We start from the raw sequence: 18,335 nt of genomic DNA on the forward strand, positions 1-18,335 counted from the left end.
CCTCACTCTCCTATCTGACGGTTTGGTCCTGGCTGTTCCAGCGCAACCTCATATACTTTTTCTGCAATATCCGTGAATAAAATTCCATTTAAATGGTCAATTTCATGCTGAAAAGCACGAGAGAGCAACCCTGTCGCTGTAACGGTAATAGCCTTACCCTCGCGGTCCAGTCCCTTGACTGTAACCTTCTCGGCACGACGCACATCCCCGTTCAACCCAGGTATACTCAGGCAACCTTCAGGACCCAATTCCTCCCCTTCTTCGGCCACGATCTCTGGATTGATCATTTTAATCAATCCATGCTCATCTCCAGCATCTACAACGATGAGACGCTTCAAAATACCTACTTGCGGAGCAGCAAGACCTACTCCCTCCGCTTCATACATCGTATCTGCCATATCGTCAAGCAGCTTTTGCACGTTAGGCGTAATTTTAGTGACTTCCTTTGCTACTTTGTGCAATACGTCATCCGGCTCCAACACTATAATTCTAATTGACATGACAACAGAACACCTTCCTCTTTATGCTTCATTTAGGCTTAACTGTATTCATCACAAACGCGACTGCTACATTATCCTATGTACGGACGGCTTGTCCGCATTAATTGTGCTAATAACTTTTGTGGCAACGCTCTACATGAGCATTTGCGGATCAACATCCAGACTAATCAGCAACTTTTGTGCCTGTGCGGATTCGGCCATTTCATCAGCTACTTGCTGAGCCAAACTAATCGCGTCGATATTTCCACGCCATTTTATCATACATTGAAATCGGTATCTATTCTTGATTCTCGAAATGGGTGAAGCCACTGGCCCCAAAATGTCGAGTACATCCGATGTAAGACGATCCATATTCCCGAACCAGCCCCGTTGTCTGGCCCGTCCCTGTAGTGTTGCTGAATAATTCTCAGCCAGTCGGACTAGCACCGGGAGTTGTTCATGAGAAAAGGTCACCAAAATAAGACGACAATATGGTGGATAGTGCAAATTGCGGCGGTGTTTCAATTCTTCCCTCACAAAAGAAGCATAATCATGGCGACTTGCGTGAATCACCGAATAATGCTCTGGAGTATAGGATTGTACGAATACTTCCCCCGGCAATTGATGTCTCCCAGCCCGTCCAGCTACTTGTGTTAACAGCTGAAATGTCTTTTCCGCAGCCCGAAAATCCGGTAAATTGAGAGCCGAATCCGCAGTAATGACACCAACCAGTGTCACATCGGGAAAGTCCAGGCCTTTGGCAACCATTTGAGTACCGAGCAGCACGTCCGCTTTTTTATCACGAAATTGCTTGAGAAGCTTTTCGTGGGCATTTTTTTCTGTCGTTGTATCAACATCCATTCGAACAACACGTATACCGGGAAATAGCTTCGCCAGCTCTTCTTCCACTCGCTGGGTACCTGTACCGAAATAGCGAATATGCTCACTACCGCACTCAGGGCAAGTCTGAGGCACGGGCTCGGAATAACCACAGTAATGGCAACGTAAATTGTTCGACCGCTGATGATACGTAAGCGAAATATCACAATGTGGACAACCCGCGACATAGCCACAGCTACGGCACATGACGAACGTGGAGTGCCCACGCCGATTCAACAGGAGTACCGTCTGCTCCTTACGCTCTAACCGCTCTGCAATTCCATTATGCAACGCACGGCTGAACATAGAGCGGTTGCCAGCACGCAGTTCCTCACGCATATCCATGATATGTACTTCGGGTAACGTGTTCCCCAATGCGCGAGTTGGCATTTCAAGCAGCAACGGAGCAAACTCGTCGTTGCTTTGTGAGCGAGCCGCATAGTAGCTTTCCAGCGACGGTGTAGCCGAGCCGAGAATAACGACAGCCCCATGCTGATGGGCTCTGCGAATGGCAACATCACGCGCATGGTATTTAGGTGTCTCTTCCTGCTTATAGGACGTTTCGTGCTCCTCATCCATAATAATAAGACCTAACTCACGAAAAGGCGCAAATACTGCCGAGCGAGCACCAATCGCCACTTTCACACGGCCTTCGCGTATTTTGCGCCACTCATCGTACCGTTCCCCCCCGGACAATCTACTGTGCATCACTGCTACCTGATCGCCAAACCGGCCTTTAAAACGCTCAACCATTTGTGGGGTTAACGATATTTCAGGTACCAGCACAATGGCCTGCCGATTCTGCTCGATACAACGCTGAATCGTCTGCAGATAGATTTCCGTCTTACCGCTCCCTGTGACTCCATGCAACAAATAAGCTCCCTGCTCACGCGTGTCCAGCTGGCGAATAATCCGTTCATATACCGACTGCTGCTCTGCTGTGAGGGGGAGTGGCTCTGTAGGCTTGAAGTGTCTGCCCCGGTACGGGTCGCGGAACACTTCGACATCTTCTAGCAACACATAGCCCTTATCTTCCAGCGCCTTAACCGTTGCAGCAGACACACTCAGTGAGGTCATGACTTCCTTCAGCGACAGAGGCAGAAACTCGCTACGTTCCAGCAAAAAAGCAAGTACCTCCCGCTGACGCTGCGCTTTCGCAGAAAATTGCTCCAGCGCCGTTGATGCCTCGTCTATGCCGATAGCCAGATCAACGGATTTCATGGTCTTTTTGCCAAGTTTGTCTTTAATAACTTGACTTTCCTGAAGCACACCCCGGCGTAACAGTGATTTAATAACCTCTGCTTCCTCAGGGAAACGTCGACTGAGTTGCTGCAATGGGACTTGCTCCTTCTCCTGAATGAAGCTAACAATCCGACGCTCCGTCGGATCACTCATACCATCGTCAGTCAGAAGTGCCCATTCGAGTTCATCGCCCTGATTCGGTTGTATAGTACGCTGTGGATGCGTTAACTCATGCTGTTCCGCAATTGAGATATAACGTTCTGCTTTGCCCTTGAGCGCGGTAGGAATCATCACTTGCAGTGCCATAATTTGATTACAAGCATAACGTTCGCTCATCCATTTGCCCAGTTCGACTAGGTCGACAGATAAGGGTGGTACCAAATCCAGCAACTCCTGGATTGCTCTCATCCTGTATTTCGGTGGATCATCAGCTGGGACTACCGAGATGACAAAAGCCTGCACCGTCCGTTTGCCAAATGGCACAGCTACCCGGCTACCCGGCTCAATCCAAGGTCTCATCGAGTCCGGTATCAGATAATCAAAGGTACGGTCCGTATCCTTGGCAGGTACATCGACAATGACCTTGGCAACTAAATTGCCCGTCTCCATTAATGCAGCACCCCACCCATGCGTCCCGCGGCTATAGTAAGCAACTTACGCGCAACCTCTTCCTTTGACTGTACAGGAATACGCTCTATCATCCCGCTTCGGTCATAAATTTGAACAGCATTCGTATCGACGCCAAAACCAGCACCATTCACAGTTACATCGTTTGCCGCGATCAAATCACAATTTTTACGTTCTAATTTATCTATCGCATACGTCTCCAAATGTTCGGTTTCAGCTGCAAAGCCAATTAAAAATTGATGTTTCTTACTCCGTCCGAGTGATTCTAGAATATCGACGTTCTTCACTAGCTCTAGCGTAAATACACTATCTTTTTTCTTGATCTTGGTCTGTGCTATCTCACGTGGTCGATAATCTGCAACTGCAGCAGCCATAACGACCATATCGCTTGTTTCCCATTGTTTTAATACAGCGGCGTACATGTCTTCAGCTGACTGGACTCTTTCAAGCATAATACCAGCAGGCGGTTCCGCGCTGGTATTGGCAGCAATCAAGTGCACCTCTGCCCCCATCTCCTGAGCCACTTTTGCAATAGCAAAGCCCATTTTGCCAGATGAATCATTTGTAATATAACGCACTGGATCAATTCGCTCGATCGTGCCCCCAGCCGTTACAATGACTTTTTTGCCTGATAACACCGATTCATTCTCATTCACAAGTGACTCAGGCACTTGAGCCTCCATAGATTCGCCACCAAACCATCGTGGTTCAGACTTGATGTTGGTTTTTTGTTCCTGAGCTTGCTGATCAAAAAAGTGCTCTATGGTTTGCACAATTGTGTCCGGCTCTTCCAAACGTCCTTTGCCAACGTAACCGCAAGCCAGTAATCCTTCACCAGGCTCAATCATCTTCACGCCACGTGATACAAGCGTCTCCATATTTTGCATGACTGCCGGATGAGTGTACATATGTACGTTCATCGCAGGGGCCACCATAATAGGCGCTGTTGTAGCCAGCAGCGTTGTAGACAGCATATCATCAGCAAGACCATGCGCCATTTTCCCGATAATATTCGCAGTTGCAGGAGCAACAAGCACCAAATCAGCCGCATCCGCCAGATGAATATGGGATACGACTGACGGCTCTCTTTCATCAAATGTGTCACTGTACACCGGATTACGAGAGAGCGACTGCAACGTAAGTTCGGTAATAAACTCCTTGGCAGAGGCCGTCATAATCACATGAACATCGGCTCCCTTTTGCGTCAACCTACTGCACAGCGCAGCCCCTTTGTAAGCAGCAATTCCGCCAGTTATACCAAGAATAATAACTTTCCCCTTCAACATCGTTAACTCCCCCTGACCTAAAAAAATAACAACCTTGCGGTTGTCAAAGGAATTGGCATTGCGCCCGGTTATAATAGTTGTGTATAATTCTTACTCGTCTTCGCCGCTTTCAAGACGCAGATGATCCGCGTAAATCTCTTCCAACGCCACTCCAACCTGTTTGTGGGATTTAGGATTCTTAAGAGTCGTCTTTTCACCCTCGCGCAACTGTCTGGCACGGCGTGAAGCCGCTACAACCAACGAATACTTACTATCTGCCTTTTTCATCATTTCATCAATGGAAGGATACAGCACGAATAGACACCTCTTCATGTAGTTTTGGGACTGTATAAGCTGAACTCCAGTGTACACCTTCAAGCTCAGCTTATACAGTATTATTTCTCTTTAGGTACGCTTGGCATATGTAAAGCCCTCGTTTAAGGATGAACCTTACAATGTTCGGCGATAATAATGGATTCTATTCGTTTACAAGCGAAATCAATCTCATCATTGACGACCGCATAATCATAGTGACGCAACAGATTCATTTCATCCACAGCTACCGACATACGGTGGTCTATGGTCGCTTGAGTTTCTGTGCCCCGTCCCCGGATTCTATCCTTTAATTCGTCTAGCGAAGGCGGAAGCAGAAAAATGAATATGCCTTCTGGAAATTTTTCTTTAACCTTTAGCGCTCCCTGAACTTCAATCTCCAGAAAAATATCTTTTCCCTGCGCAAGCGTCTGATCTACAAAATCACGTGGAGTACCATAATAGTTCCCTACATACTCAGCATACTCCAGCATTTCATCTCGTTCAATCATACCCAAAAATTCTTCACGCGTTTTAAAAAAATAGGTCACTCCATCCTGTTCGCCTGAACGAGGTGTTCGAGTTGTAGCAGAAACGGAGTATGTTATCTCTGGTAGCTTGTCACGCAATGCGTTGCCTACCGTCCCTTTACCGACACCCGAAGGTCCGGATATTACAAATAATAATCCCTTAGCCATAGTACACTCCATTTTTATTCGTCATTGTCATCATCTTTAGTGGATAGGCGATGAGCGACCGTCTCCGGCTGCACCGCAGACAGGATTACATGATCACTGTCTGTAATAATAACAGCCCGCGTCCGGCGGCCATAGGTAGCATCAATTAGCATATGACGGTCCCTGGCTTCCTGTATAATCCGCTTGATCGGAGCAGACTCCGGACTGACGATGGAGATAATTCGGTTGGCCGACACGATATTGCCGAAACCAATATTGATCAATTTGATTGCCATATTCAGGTCTTTCCCCCTATACATGTGACTCTTGCAGCCGTGCCGCTACCAGGTAGCTACTCAATATTTGCAGCCTGCTCACGAATTTTCTCGAGCTCTGCTTTCATCTCAACGACCAAATTAACCAATGTGAGATGATTAGCCTTGGAGCCGATCGTGTTGACTTCCCTGTTCATTTCCTGGATTAAAAAATCTAATTTGCGACCGGCCGGCTCGTCCGACAGCAGCAACCCCTTGCACTGCCCAAAGTGACTTTGAAGCCGGGTAAGTTCCTCATCAATATTGCTGCGATCCGCGAATAACGCAATCTCCATTCCGAACTTATGTTCATCAAGCGTAAATGAACCGTCCTGAAGCTCTTTAAGCCTGTGTTTCAGCCTGTTACGGTAGTCGCTCACAACATGAGGAGCCAGCACCGTCATTTCATGATGCAGGGATTCCAGACGTAAAATACGGGATTCCACATCTTGCGCCAAATGCCCGCCTTCTCGCCTTCTCATCTCCAGTAAACCTTGCAAAGCTTCATTCAAAGCTCGCTGCAGTTGCTCTTCCCAGTCCTCTTCGTCTCCATGGCAAGCCTCTCCAGGCTCACCCAGAACGTCAGGCAAAGCAAGAATATCGCTTATCCCTAACGTTCCTTTCACTCCATAACGATCCGCCAGCTGCTCCGCTGCATGCAGGTAAGCCTGCACCACAGTGTCATTCACCCGCGCGGCGGGCATCTGTTCTTCATCACGTTCTCTGTGGATGAAGACATCGATACGACCGCGTTTAATCTGCTGTTGAACCGTTCTTCTCAAGCCATCTTCGTATCGAGTCCATTCGCGCGGAATTCTCATCATCACTTCGCAATAGCGGTGATTCACCGATTTCAATTCCAAGCGCACTTTATAGCCCTCATAATGAAGGATGGCTTGACCGTATCCGGTCATACTCAATGACATCGGCATCACATCCATTATACTATTGTAATTGATTATTATAGTCGAAACAAGGGGGCCTGTACGCGGCCTGATTTTTGCCATACGTAAGAAGTCAATTCAGCTGTCATTTCATAGAACATAAATGGAGTCATAAAATAGATACCATTAAAATGTTCCATTGCCGTATCGAGTAACTCCTTGGCAATAGACACGCCCATTGCTCGTCCTTCCGGACCCTCAAGACCAGACATACGTGCACGTACCTCATCGGATAACTGAATGCCTGGCACTTCATTGTGCAAGTATTCTGCATTGCGCCCACTAGCCAGCGGCATAATACCGATAAAAATCGGTACTTCCAAATGTCGTGTCGCTTCCGCGATGGCTGCAATAAGCTCGTGGTCGTAAACGGGCTGAGTCATAACATAATCAGCTCCAGAGGCAATTTTCTTCTCTAATCGCTGCACGGCTTTACCCAAATGCTTGACGTTAGGATTAAATGCGGCGCCTACCACAAAATTAGCCTTCTGCTTCAGTGGCTTACCGGAAAATGCAACACCATCATTTAATTGCTTGATCATGCGTATGATTTCAAAAGAGGTCATATCATACACCGAACTGGCGCCTGGCAAATCACCGAACCGCGCCGGATCTCCAGTAACCGCCAGTACATGGTCAATACCGAGCGCGTCAAAACCCATCATGTGGGATTGAGTACCAATCAGATTGCGATCACGACATGCTATATGAATTAATGGGCGCAAGCCTGTTTCAATACTGACCAAATGTCCAAGTGCCATGTTGCTCATACGAGTAACTGCAAGCGAGTTGTCAGCCAGTGTAAGTGCATCGGCCCCGGCTTTCTTCAACGCATGAGCACCTTGCATAAACCTCGTAATGTCCAGATCGCGCGGAGGATCCAGTTCTACAATGACCGTATGTCGTTCCTTAACCAGATCCACAATATTAGGCTCGCTGGTATGTCTGCCATTTCCTCGTTCCCCTTCATCTGCAATCTGCTCCGCCACTTGAAATGACTCTTTCGACAAAGCTTCTTTTGAAGCCAGCGGAGGCGGTTGCAAACGGTTCAAAGCTTTTGAGATAGCTGCAATATGGTCCGGTGTAGTTCCGCAGCAACCACCGAGCAGCCTCGTCCCCAGGTCTACAAAGGACTTGGCACATTCTCCAAAATACTCAGGTGATGCACCGTATACATAGTGACCGTCCACATAATCTGCTAGTCCCGCATTCGGATATACGGACAGCGGTACAGACAAAGGGCCATCCAGCTGCTCCATTACACTCATAATTCCCTGCGGACCCGAGTGACAGTTAAATCCAAGGATGTCTGCCCCCTCATTACGCAGCACCGAAAAAGCTTCCGCAACTAAAAAACCATCCTGGGTACGACCAACCTGATCAACTGCAAACTGACAAATTACCGGAATGTCACTGTATTTACGTACACTGTGAAGCGCAATGCGTATTTCATCCAGTGAATAAAACGTTTCGCACAGAATGCCGTCGACTCCTTCGGAGAGAAGGGCATCAATTTGCTGCTCATAGTTTCTTGCCAGCTCCAGCTTGGATATGTTAAGCCGTTTGCCCCCACATATGGAACCCACCGCACCTACCACATAATGTTCAGGTCCGGCCGCAGCTCTGGCAATTCTCACACCGGCACGATTGATCTCTTCTACCTTAGATTCCAGTCCAAACCGGGCTAACTTATAATCATTTGCAGAAAATGTATTAGTCTCCAGCAATCGAGCTCCTGCACTTAAATATTGACCATGCACGTCTGATATAACGTCAGGCGAAGTGATGTTCAGTTCTTCGAAAGACGTATTTACTGGAAATCCTAGCTGATATAAAAAAGTCCCCATTGCGCCGTCTCCGACAATAATTTCACGATTCAGCACAGTACGCAAATCCGGTTTCATGTCCTCTGCTCCACCCCGCTCTTTATTTTCATACTAATGTAACATAAAGAGACTACAAACATAAGCCAAAAACAAAAAAAGCCGCCCCACTCCCCGACAATATGATCTCAGGAGTGAAGCAACTTGATTTATCTTTTCTATTTCCTACTACATTTTCATGGCATTTTCCCATCGGAAGAATGGAGAGAGTAAGCGTAAAAAGTCCCTTTTTTATTCACTTTAGCCACAATAGAATCCGTTCCCTTTTGCTGCTTGGAGAACGTATATTGATTCCCTTGAACTTTCACTTTATAGCCGGACAAATTGATATTAAACAACATCTGAGCCTTGGGCTTGACTAGCTTCAAAGCTTCTGAGGCAGTATATTTCGGGCTTGCAAATGTTTTTTTGAAATCTGCGTCATCATTCCAATCCACCCCATAGGTGGATACGGCCAGCACTTTACCGGTTACCGCGCTAATTTTGACCTCACTCGCCTCGTTTGCATCCTCGAACGACCAATATGAAAGTCCCTTCGTCTCGTCCTTGTACCGTGAAGCGTGCTGTACCTTGATTCGCTGTCCACTCACACGCTTAAATGTGTTCATTGCACGGTTCAGTAACAGAGGGTCCACCTGCTTCAGCGCGTAGTCCGCGTTGATGGTAATAGCGTTACCTCGATCCACATCTACATACAAGGAGGAAGCTTGTTCTCCTGCGCCCCAAAATACCCAGTAATTTGAAGGCTTGTTGGACTGATAAGGGGATTTGACCCGCCAGAATGCTTCAAATTGCAAAGGACGCTTGCTGTCAAACGCTTTGGCGCTGTTTAGCACTTTCGTCTTGAGTGGCGCATTCATCGCCTTTCCCAAGCTACTTATTTTATATCGTATGGTTGTAGAATCCACTCTGTTTTTTTCTTTATTATATTCTGTCTGCAACGTCGCAGTTCCATCTTCCAGTTCGCCCTCTACAATCCAAGTTTTCCCCATATCTGTCACATCGTCAAATTGAAATGCTGTCTTTGAACCGATGAGTTCTTGCACCGCTTTTTCTAAACGGCTTACCACTGTCGGAGTTAGCGAGCCAACCTGCTTGTCCGTCGTTTCCGCGCCAGCAGGAATGGTCGCTGCCTGAACCGGAAGCGCGGTGGCTACAAATATGAGGACTGCAACTGCTGAAATCCAACGAAATTTCCGCACTATGAACGGCCTCCTTATTGTTTTCTCATTTTCTATATTATACATCGTTCAGGCGCCAAAAAAAGACAGAATGTTGCTTTGTTCATCGTATTCCTTGTATACAGTGGCATGTAAGTCCAAAAAAAGAAGACCTACTAAGGTCTTCTTTTCACTCACTTCTATACGCTTTATAGACCACTTGCACGCTATTTTTAAAGTTCACATGATTTAGAACAGACGACCTTCGTACACGATCTCAGCCGAACCCGTCATATATATGTGATTATCGTCCTCGCTCCATTCGATATCCAGATCGCCGCCCTTCAGGCTTACAATGGCGTGGCGGTCGCTGTACCCGTTTAGTACAGAAGCAACAAGTGTAGCACAGGCTCCGGTTCCACAAGCTAGCGTTGGTCCGGCTCCCCTCTCCCATACTCTCATATCTATATGCTTCCGGCTACGTACCGTGGCGAACTCAACATTTGTTTTTTTAGGGAACAGCGGATGGCATTCCAGCTTCGGCCCCCAGGCTTCCAGATCAAAGCTTGGCGCATCCTCCACATAAATGACACAGTGCGGATTCCCCATAGATACAGCCGTAAAGCGAAAACCACTCCCGCCAGCTTCAACGGGCTCATTAATTACGCTGGACAGATCCAGTGTAGTTGGAATCTTCAAACCCTCAAGAATCGGCTCTCCCATATCCACCTTCACCATACGAACAAGTCCGTTCTCTACAGTTAGTTCGACCTGCTGTACCCCTGCACCCAGTGTCTCGATCGTGATCTGTTCACGATTGATATGCTTACGGTCATATACGTATTTAGCAGCACACCGGATAGCATTACCGCATTGCTCGGCCTCCGAGCCGTCCGAGTTAATGATACGCATGCAGAAATCCGCTTTTTCTGACGGCAATATATATACCAACCCATCGGCACCAATACCAAAATGTCGATCACATAGCCGAACAGCTAATTCCGAGGCGTCAGACGGCAAATCCTGATGCCCAAACCAAACGATAAAATCATTACCTAGACCGTTCATTTTTGTGAATTCCATAGCTTACCTCCGCCGTTGCTGCTGATATCATGTTCCTCTGAAGCTTTGATCCCATGATATCATACAGGGCAATAGTGGGAAAGCGATGCGGTATACATGACCCGATTTCTAGGCTGAAAACTTCGTACGTCCCGCTGAAAAGTGTGTATTTCCGCCGCGACGACGGTTGCGTCGACCGCCCCATACACTTCCCGCTCCCATCAGAAACGTGGGAATCCCGGCTGCCACAATGGATAGCGCCCACTCACGCAAACCGAGCGGTACCGTTTTGAAAATAGGTTGCAGCATAGGCACGTACATAACCACTAGCATTAACACTACGGAAGAGAGCACGGCAAGCACGAGATAACTATTTTGAAACGGATTACGATGGAAAATAGAACGGGAACTACGGCAATCAAATACATGAATTAACTGTGCCAGGACTAGCGTAGCAAAGGCAACGGACTGTGCTTTGATCAATTGTCCTGCGTCATCCGGTGCAATACGTAATGTCAGCCAGAAGGCCGCTAGCGTACATAAACCAATCAACAAGCCACGACTAATGATTTTCCAGCCCAGTCGACGAGCAAAAATATTTTCCTTTGCGCCACGAGGTTTGTGCTCCATGAGATCCTTTTCTGGCTGGTCCACCCCCAGAGCCATCGCTGGTAGGCCATCAGTCACCAGATTCACCCATAAAATCTGAATCGGTAACAAAGGTAATGGCAGCCCGGCCATCATGGCAAAGAACATCGTCAAAATCTCACCAACATTGGAGGCGAGTAGATAACGGATAAATTTACGGATATTCTCGTAAATATTCCGTCCTTCCTCAATTGCGGCTACAATCGTTGAGAAATTATCATCACTCAGTACAAGCGCAGCCGCTTCTTTGGTTACGTCCGTCCCCGTAATGCCCATCGCAATACCGATGTCCGACGCCTTTATCGCCGGAGCATCATTGACGCCATCTCCGGTCATGGCTACGACATGTCCGCGTCTTTGCAGTGACTTGACGATCCGCAGCTTGTGCTCCGGCGAAACCCGTGCATACACAGAGACGGTATCAACGGCTTTGTCCAGCGCTGCATCATCCATCACAGACAATTCCTGTCCTGTCAACACATGGGATCCGCGCTGAAGAATGCCCAGCTGCTGTGCTATGGCTTCTGCAGTTGTACCGTGATCTCCGGTAATCATCACAGTGCGAATGCCAGCACGACGACACTTGCCAATGGCTTCGCGAACCTCGCGACGTGGCGGATCAATCATGCCTGTCAGCCCGATAAAAATCAGCTGTGCTTCAGCCTCCTCAACCGTAGAGACACGCTCATGTGAGCGGATGTCACGGTAAGCGACACCAAGTACACGCAGCGCCTCTGAGGCCATTCCTTCGTTAGCTGCCAGTACCTTTTGGCGCAGCGTGCCCGTTAACGGAACGACATTTCCTTCCCATAAAATGTAGGAGCACTGACCCAGCAGCACATCCGGCGCACCTTTGGCAAAGACGATGTGTCCTCCCTGGTGGCGTACGAGTACCGACATTCGCTTCCGATCCGAGTCAAAAGGGAATTCTCGCTCCCTTGTGTACAGCTCATATAGCCCTTGTCGCGTGACTCCGCCCTTGGCAGCTAACGTGACCAGTGCTCCTTCCGTCGGGTCACCCTTCAACTCCCAAACGGCGGACGGCGTCGGCTCTTTAGTCTTCTTTTTCGAACGCAACTCCTCTGTATCAGCTTGAACAATTTCAGCATTGTTGCAAAGTACACTGGCTTGTAGCAGTCTACGCAGAGATTGTCCGTTTTTAAGATCAGCAGGAAGGTCTCTATCCATAATATGCCCGTGTGGGTCGTAGCCCTCTCCCGTAACTCCCCAGAAGCGACCGTCCAGCCATAGCTTGGTGACTGTCATTTTATTTTGGGTCAGGGTGCCCGTTTTGTCGGAACAAATGATAGATGCACAGCCGAGCGTTTCAACAGAAGGCAGCTTACGCACAATCGCCTTTCGTTTAATCATACGCTGCACACCCAATGCGAGCGCAATCGTCACAATAGCCGGCAATCCTTCCGGTATAGCCGCCACAGCCAAGCTCACTCCGGCCAAAAACATGCTCATGGCTGGCTGTCCATGTAAAATGCCTGCTACCACAACGAGCACCGTTAGCGCCAACGCTACGATAATCAAAATTTTGCCCAATTGCTCCAATCTGTGCTGCAACGGTGTCTCCTGCGACTCCGTATTTTCAATCAAGTCTGCGATCTTACCCATTTCGGTACTCATACCTGTACGTATAACCATTCCTTGTGCGGTTCCTCTAGTCATCATCGTGCCCATAAAACCGATGTTTTTTTGATCCCCGAGTGGTACTTCGGCGGCATGAATAGGACGGGAATGCTTACTCACCGGAACTGATTCACCTGTCAGGGCGGACTCCTCTACATCACAGCCGTTCGTACTCAACCACCTTACATCTGCGGGAATGCGGTCACCACTTTCCAGCAGCACGATATCACCCGGTACCAGTTCTCTGGCTTGAACTTGAATTCGTTTGCCACCCCGCAACACTTTGGCGGTTGGAGCCGACAGTTGTCTCAAAGCTCGCAATGAACGCTCAGCTCTGAATTCCTGTACAAAGCCGAGAATTCCATTCAGTACAACAATAGCAATAATGGTAATCGCGTCCAAATATTCGCCAAGCAGGCCAGATATCAGGGTCGCTCCCATCAATACGAGCATCATAAAATCCTTGAACTGGTTGAGCAGCAGCAAGATTGCCGAAACTCGCTTCCCCTCGCTCAGCTCATTCCATCCTGACCTTTCTCTTCGTTCCGCAAGCTGTTCCTCCGAAAGACCCTGCTTCGGGTCGACTTCCAGACTTGTTGAAAGCTGTTCATTGCTTAATTGGTGCCAATGTGCTTGTTCCATTCTCCCCAATTCCCTCCCGGTCAGATAGTCCGTTTCCGTCGGTTGTGCGTAGGATGGCTGCCCGTTATTATATTTTTGTGCCGCGATTGCTGATAAGCTGGACAGACTTTCTAGATTCAATCTATTCGGACAGGACCTGAAATATCACAAAGCCGCTTAAGTTTTGTCCCAAAGTTATGTATCATAGAAGGAAGGCGAAAATACATTTGCTTCAAAGGAGAACATAATTATGGCATTGGACGGAATCGTAACCCGCGCTATCGTACACGAACTGCAAGGCATCCGGGGCGGGCGCATTAATAAAATACATCAGCCAAATGATCGCGATATTGTGCTGAATCTGCGGGCACAAGGCGGAAGCGTAAAGCTGCTGCTGTCGGCTAATCCGACCTTCCCGCGTGTACATTTTACAGAACAAAGCTTTCTTAATCCGACAGAAGCCCCTATGTTTTGTATGCTCCTTCGCAAGCATTGCGAAGGAGGCGTTATTGAGAAAATCACGCAGGTGGGCATGGAGCGTATTATTCACATGGATATACGTCAACGTGATGAACTGGGAGATATTTCACTCAAACGAATTATCATTGAACTGATGGGTAGACACAGCAACATTATTTTGCTTGACCCAGAAACAGGCGTGATGCTGGATGGCATTCATCATGTCACACCGTCTATCAGCAGCTATAGGGTCATTATGCCTGGCTTTCAATACACGGAGCCTCCTGAACAAAACAAGCTGAATCCACTAGAAACGGAAGAGGCAGCCTTCATATCCTCGTATCAAACAGCGATCGAGGCCGAAGAAGCTCCCAAACGCTGGATCGTGAACACTTTTACTGGACTCAGTCCCCTCATTGCTGAGGAGATATTAGCTCGAGTAACTAATGAAGTATCTGGTGATAGTGATCGTTCACTATGGAGGACATTCAGTCACATCATGGATGACGTGCGGAATCATCGTTTTCAGCCGGTATCTGGACTAAACGCACAAGATAAAGTGATATTCTCAGCCATTCCACTGACGTTGATCCAAGAAGGACGTAAGGAGTACGCTACTATCAGTGAGTGTATGGAGGACTTCTTCGGTGAAAAAGCAGAAAGGGATACGGTTAAGCAAAAGGTCAGTGACCTACTGCGGTTTCTGCAAAACGAGCGGAGTAAAAACCTAAAAAAACTCGACTATCTCCATCAGGATTTGGCCGAGGCGGAAGATGCCGATCAATTTCGTATTTATGGAGAGTTGCTGTTCGCTTCGCTGCATGAGGTGAAAAAAGGTGACAAAGAAGTGACGCTCATCAACTTTTATGATGAGGAACAGCGTCCAATAATCATCCCACTGGACCCATTACTCAACCCGTCGGATAATGCACAACGGTATTTTAAAAAATACAACAAATATAAAAACAGCTTGGCTGTCATTGATGAACAACTGGAGAAAACGCACGAAGAAATCCGTTATATGGACAATCTTCTTCAGCAGCTAGCCTATGCCTCTATGAATGACATTGAGGAAATACGTGAAGAACTGGTTCAGCAGGGCTATCTCAGAGATCGGGTCAAAAAAGGAAAGAAAAAGAAGAAAAACGACCGTCCAACCCTGCACGTCTATACATCATCCGAAGGTATCGAGTTACTGGTCGGCAAAAACAACTTGCAAAATGAATATGTGACAAATCGACTGGCCGGACCAAATGACACCTGGTTGCACACAAAGGATATTCCGGGGTCACACGTCGTTATACGTGCTGAGCAATTCGGGGATACGACGCTGGAGGAAGCAGCTCAACTCGCTGCCTATTTTAGCCAGGCCAAGCAATCCAGCAGTGTACCTGTGGACGCCACCCTGATTCGGCATGTACGTAAGCCCAGCGGAGCCAAACCCGGCTTTGTCATCTACGACCATCAGCGTACGCTCTTCATTACACCCGATGAGGAACTGGTCAAAAAGCTACCGAATCGCATCAAAAACGGCTAAGTTTCACTAGCCTATTGAATCCACAAAAAAAGCCCTTTGTTCTTTGCACGGTACACTTCTTGTGTTCCATGCATAAGGCAAGGGGCTTTTTATTTACTTTTGTCCAACAGCAGCCTTCCTCAATTCCTCGACAACCTGACCTTCCACACTACGGCTACCCAGATCACCGTGGAAAATAACACCTTGGCGTGCGCCGTGAAAATCCGAGCCGCCAGTTGCAATAAGCCCATATTGCGCCGCCATCACAGTATATCGGCTCTCAGCCTCAGCATCATGGTCCGAATGTCGCACCTCCAAGCCCACAGGCTTCACCTCCTCTATAATAGAGCGAACCAGCTCATCATTTCCGTACAAGCCAGGGTGGGCCACCACAGGTACCCCTCCTGCTTCACGAATCCAGTTTATGGCCTCCGCAGGCTCTACACGGGGTACAGACACATATCCGGGCGCTCCTTCCGCCAAGTAACGGTCAAACGCGTCTCGCATATCCTTCGCATATCCCTTTTGAACCAGCGTATCCGCCATATGCGGACGTCCAATGCTTTCATCTGGTGCAAGCGGTCTGCCCATCGTAGCCACCACTTCATCCAGTGTGATTTCCACGCCCAGACTACGCAATTGACTTAAAATCAAATCATTACGGGTTTCCCGCGCCTGGCGAAGCTTTTCCAACCGCTCCAAAAACACTTTATTGCGGTAATCCATAAAATAACCGAGTATATGAATATCCTTACCGCCAGCTCGAGTACTAATTTCCACTCCTGGCACCACAGTAATTCCTATGCGTTTTCCCTCCTCCAGAGCTTCTTCCAGGCCAGCTACCGTATCATGATCTGTAATGGCCACACCTGCCAGTCCTTTTTCCTTGGCCCAGCGCACATTATCTGCAGGTGGCTGCATACCGTCAGATGCTTGGGTGTGTGTATGTAAATCATATCGTTTTACGTTAATCTGCTCCTTCATTGTTCATCCTCCTTCTCTTTCAACTTTGCAAGCTCGTCCTGCGAGTCCCTCAGCACGTCCGTTCCCTGATCATGACGACGCAAGTAAGACAGGAAGGTTACTACCGGAATCGGCAATAATGCCGACTTCAAATGAATTGCATAAAATTCTCGTTTGAACGTGATATCTGAAATGTTTACAATTTTCAACAAACCGAGCGCAACTTCATGCTTCACTGAAGAAGGTGATAGCATGGTAATACCCAGTCCAGCCTCCACCGCCGATTTGACCGCTCCAGTGCTCCCCATCTCCATTACAATACCAAGTCGGGAGGCATCCACACCACGACTTTTCAGCTCATCTTCTATCACTTGACGTGTACCAGATCCCTTTTCTCTGGCTACAAAAGGATGCTTAAACACATCTTCCAGAACCACTTTTTTAGCCTTGGCCAGCGCATGTCCTGAAGGCACAATCAGTTTCAGTTCGTCCTGCATCACAGGTTCCACCACGATATCTGGATGCTGGACTGGGGCCTCAATCAGTCCTAAATTCAACTGATGTTTTAGTATATCATCCATAATTTGAGTCGTATTCATCACATTCATCGCCATACGTATATGAGGGTATTCCTGGCCAAATGGCCCCAACATTCTTGGTACAATATACTCACCAATCGTTAGGCTGGCGCCAATATGCAATCTTCCCTCCAGCATGTGAGTAAAAGCAGACATCGCCTCGTCAGCTTCCCTGATCAGTTGCATGCTTTTTTTCGCAAAAGGCAGTAGTGTCGCTCCCGCCTCTGAAAGCTCGATTTTTTTAGTCGAACGTTGCAGCAGCTTCGTGCCGAAATAATCTTCCAAAGACTGAATTTGCATCGTCACCGCAGGTTGTGTCATATGCAGCGCTTGTGCCGCCGCCGAGAAGCTTCCGCGCTCCGCTACGGTATAAAAAATGTGCAACTGATGAAAGTTCATACTGACAGCCCTCTCCCCTCTGATCTCCCTATTTTAACATAAGAAAAACATCTGTCGAAGCATTTCCAAGTAAACTTACCAAATTGGAGAGTTATATTGTTGGAAATAAAAAAAGCATGCAGCTAATAACTGCATACTTTCTACTTAAAGTTGACGGTAATCATAAGTTCGGAGATTTTTTCATCTAGGGCCGACCGCCCAATCACCGTCTATTTTTGCTTACGAGTGCTTTTCATCAGTGTCATGCGCCGCGAATGGCGTAGCCATGAATAGTATGACTTCAAATCCCTTAATTCAATGGTCTCCGACATCCGGCCCAAAAAGGTAATGACAATCATCTTGTGCAGCGGATTCCCCGCAATATCCATCTCGCCGGGCAACTCTCCAAATTCGGCCACGACGACCAGATCACCATCAATTAAATATACATCCTCTTCGTTATGATAGTAGGACTCCATCCTGTTTTGCTTTAGGCATTCCCAAAGCCAGGCGGCGATATGATTCGTCTCGGACTGTTTCTGCTCTATCCGATCTAAGTAGCGAGTTTTCGCATGATTTGTAATCACGATATCGGCGACTTTTTTATCGCCCATCTCCACGTAGAACGGTTCGTATGTACTCCATCGCTGCATTGCTTTGTCACGCACGGGATCACTCTCCCCACCAGAT

Annotated in this window: 15 protein-coding genes; 1 reads left to right on the forward strand and 14 read right to left on the reverse strand. The window is 47.8% G+C overall.

What is annotated here, in order from left to right; translation table 11 throughout:
- Positions 1-2: 2 nt before the first annotated feature.
- From def to KAI36_RS16310, 11 genes are all read right to left on the reverse strand, one after another.
- On the reverse strand, positions 3-500 hold the full coding sequence (gene def / locus KAI36_RS16260; protein WP_013310890.1) for a peptide deformylase: 498 nt from the start codon (positions 498-500) through the stop codon (positions 3-5).
- Positions 501-632: 132 nt separating this feature from the next.
- The gene (gene priA / locus KAI36_RS16265; RefSeq protein ID WP_220025416.1) at positions 633-3,209 is read right to left on the reverse strand and encodes a primosomal protein N'; all 2,577 of its coding nucleotides are present in this window, start codon (positions 3,207-3,209) and stop codon (positions 633-635) included.
- Complete coding sequence (coaBC, locus tag KAI36_RS16270) at positions 3,209-4,513, reverse strand: bifunctional phosphopantothenoylcysteine decarboxylase/phosphopantothenate--cysteine ligase CoaBC (protein WP_220025417.1); 1,305 nt, start codon at positions 4,511-4,513, stop codon at positions 3,209-3,211. Before coaBC ends, priA begins: the two co-directional genes overlap by 1 nt.
- A gap of 90 nt (positions 4,514-4,603) precedes the next feature.
- Positions 4,604-4,807 (reverse strand): DNA-directed RNA polymerase subunit omega, encoded by a 204-nt coding sequence (rpoZ, locus tag KAI36_RS16275; RefSeq protein ID WP_013310893.1) that lies wholly within the window; start codon positions 4,805-4,807, stop codon positions 4,604-4,606.
- A 122-nt stretch (positions 4,808-4,929) separates the two neighbouring features.
- A complete protein-coding gene (gene gmk / locus KAI36_RS16280) occupies positions 4,930-5,502 on the reverse strand; it encodes a guanylate kinase (RefSeq protein ID WP_013310894.1) in 573 nt (190 codons plus the stop codon).
- A gap of 14 nt (positions 5,503-5,516) precedes the next feature.
- Positions 5,517-5,777, reverse strand: coding sequence for an extracellular matrix/biofilm regulator RemA (gene remA / locus KAI36_RS16285; RefSeq protein ID WP_005548256.1), 261 nt, complete (start codon positions 5,775-5,777; stop codon positions 5,517-5,519).
- Positions 5,778-5,833: 56 nt separating this feature from the next.
- On the reverse strand, positions 5,834-6,721 hold the full coding sequence (locus KAI36_RS16290) for a YicC/YloC family endoribonuclease (protein WP_220025418.1): 888 nt from the start codon (positions 6,719-6,721) through the stop codon (positions 5,834-5,836).
- Between the two features lie 35 nt (positions 6,722-6,756).
- Positions 6,757-8,643, reverse strand: a complete 1,887-nt coding sequence (locus KAI36_RS16295; protein ID WP_028540559.1) for a bifunctional homocysteine S-methyltransferase/methylenetetrahydrofolate reductase — start codon at positions 8,641-8,643, stop codon at positions 6,757-6,759.
- 155 nt (positions 8,644-8,798) lie between these two features.
- Positions 8,799-9,824 carry a hypothetical protein gene (locus KAI36_RS16300; RefSeq protein WP_023989310.1) on the reverse strand — a complete coding sequence of 342 codons (1,026 nt, stop codon included), beginning with the start codon at positions 9,822-9,824 and terminating at the stop codon, positions 8,799-8,801.
- 207 nt (positions 9,825-10,031) lie between these two features.
- Complete coding sequence (gene dapF, locus KAI36_RS16305) at positions 10,032-10,865, reverse strand: diaminopimelate epimerase (protein ID WP_220025419.1); 834 nt, start codon at positions 10,863-10,865, stop codon at positions 10,032-10,034.
- Between the two features lie 108 nt (positions 10,866-10,973).
- Positions 10,974-13,772 carry a calcium-translocating P-type ATPase, SERCA-type gene (locus KAI36_RS16310; RefSeq protein WP_220025420.1) on the reverse strand — a complete coding sequence of 933 codons (2,799 nt, stop codon included), beginning with the start codon at positions 13,770-13,772 and terminating at the stop codon, positions 10,974-10,976.
- A 229-nt stretch (positions 13,773-14,001) separates the two neighbouring features.
- Between KAI36_RS16310 and KAI36_RS16315 the strand changes: the two genes are divergently transcribed.
- Complete coding sequence (locus tag KAI36_RS16315) at positions 14,002-15,747, forward strand: Rqc2 family fibronectin-binding protein (protein ID WP_220025421.1); 1,746 nt, start codon at positions 14,002-14,004, stop codon at positions 15,745-15,747.
- Positions 15,748-15,840: 93 nt separating this feature from the next.
- On the opposite strand, the gene KAI36_RS16320 is transcribed toward KAI36_RS16315, so the two are convergent.
- The 3 genes from KAI36_RS16320 to KAI36_RS16330 form a co-directional block, all read right to left on the reverse strand.
- On the reverse strand, positions 15,841-16,710 hold the full coding sequence (locus tag KAI36_RS16320) for a PHP domain-containing protein (protein WP_220025422.1): 870 nt from the start codon (positions 16,708-16,710) through the stop codon (positions 15,841-15,843).
- Positions 16,707-17,666 carry a selenium metabolism-associated LysR family transcriptional regulator gene (locus tag KAI36_RS16325; RefSeq protein WP_220025423.1) on the reverse strand — a complete coding sequence of 320 codons (960 nt, stop codon included), beginning with the start codon at positions 17,664-17,666 and terminating at the stop codon, positions 16,707-16,709. Before KAI36_RS16325 ends, KAI36_RS16320 begins: the two co-directional genes overlap by 4 nt.
- Positions 17,667-17,875: 209 nt before the next feature.
- Positions 17,876-18,313: a hypothetical protein gene (locus tag KAI36_RS16330; protein WP_023989315.1), complete on the reverse strand. Its 438-nt coding sequence runs from the start codon at positions 18,311-18,313 to the stop codon at positions 17,876-17,878.
- Positions 18,314-18,335 lie beyond the last annotated feature (22 nt).

Source organism: Paenibacillus sp. S02 (assembly GCF_019454065.1).
Lineage (GTDB): Bacteria > Bacillota > Bacilli > Paenibacillales > Paenibacillaceae > Paenibacillus > Paenibacillus polymyxa_B.

Coding starts and splice junctions, on each gene's coding strand:
- gmk (WP_013310894.1), bottom strand. CDS start 5,502: ATGGCTAAGGGATTATTATTTGTAATATCCGGACCTTCGGGTGTCGGT.
- def (WP_013310890.1), bottom strand. CDS start 500: ATGTCAATTAGAATTATAGTGTTGGAGCCGGATGACGTATTGCACAAA.
- KAI36_RS16295 (WP_028540559.1), bottom strand. CDS start 8,643: ATGAAACCGGATTTGCGTACTGTGCTGAATCGTGAAATTATTGTCGGA.
- KAI36_RS16290 (WP_220025418.1), bottom strand. CDS start 6,721: ATGTCATTGAGTATGACCGGATACGGTCAAGCCATCCTTCATTATGAG.
- priA (WP_220025416.1), bottom strand. CDS start 3,209: ATGGAGACGGGCAATTTAGTTGCCAAGGTCATTGTCGATGTACCTGCC.
- KAI36_RS16315 (WP_220025421.1), top strand. CDS start 14,002: ATGGCATTGGACGGAATCGTAACCCGCGCTATCGTACACGAACTGCAA.
- KAI36_RS16325 (WP_220025423.1), bottom strand. CDS start 17,666: ATGAACTTTCATCAGTTGCACATTTTTTATACCGTAGCGGAGCGCGGA.
- KAI36_RS16310 (WP_220025420.1), bottom strand. CDS start 13,772: ATGGAACAAGCACATTGGCACCAATTAAGCAATGAACAGCTTTCAACA.
- remA (WP_005548256.1), bottom strand. CDS start 5,777: ATGGCAATCAAATTGATCAATATTGGTTTCGGCAATATCGTGTCGGCC.
- coaBC (WP_220025417.1), bottom strand. CDS start 4,513: ATGTTGAAGGGGAAAGTTATTATTCTTGGTATAACTGGCGGAATTGCT.
- dapF (WP_220025419.1), bottom strand. CDS start 10,865: ATGGAATTCACAAAAATGAACGGTCTAGGTAATGATTTTATCGTTTGG.
- KAI36_RS16320 (WP_220025422.1), bottom strand. CDS start 16,710: ATGAAGGAGCAGATTAACGTAAAACGATATGATTTACATACACACACC.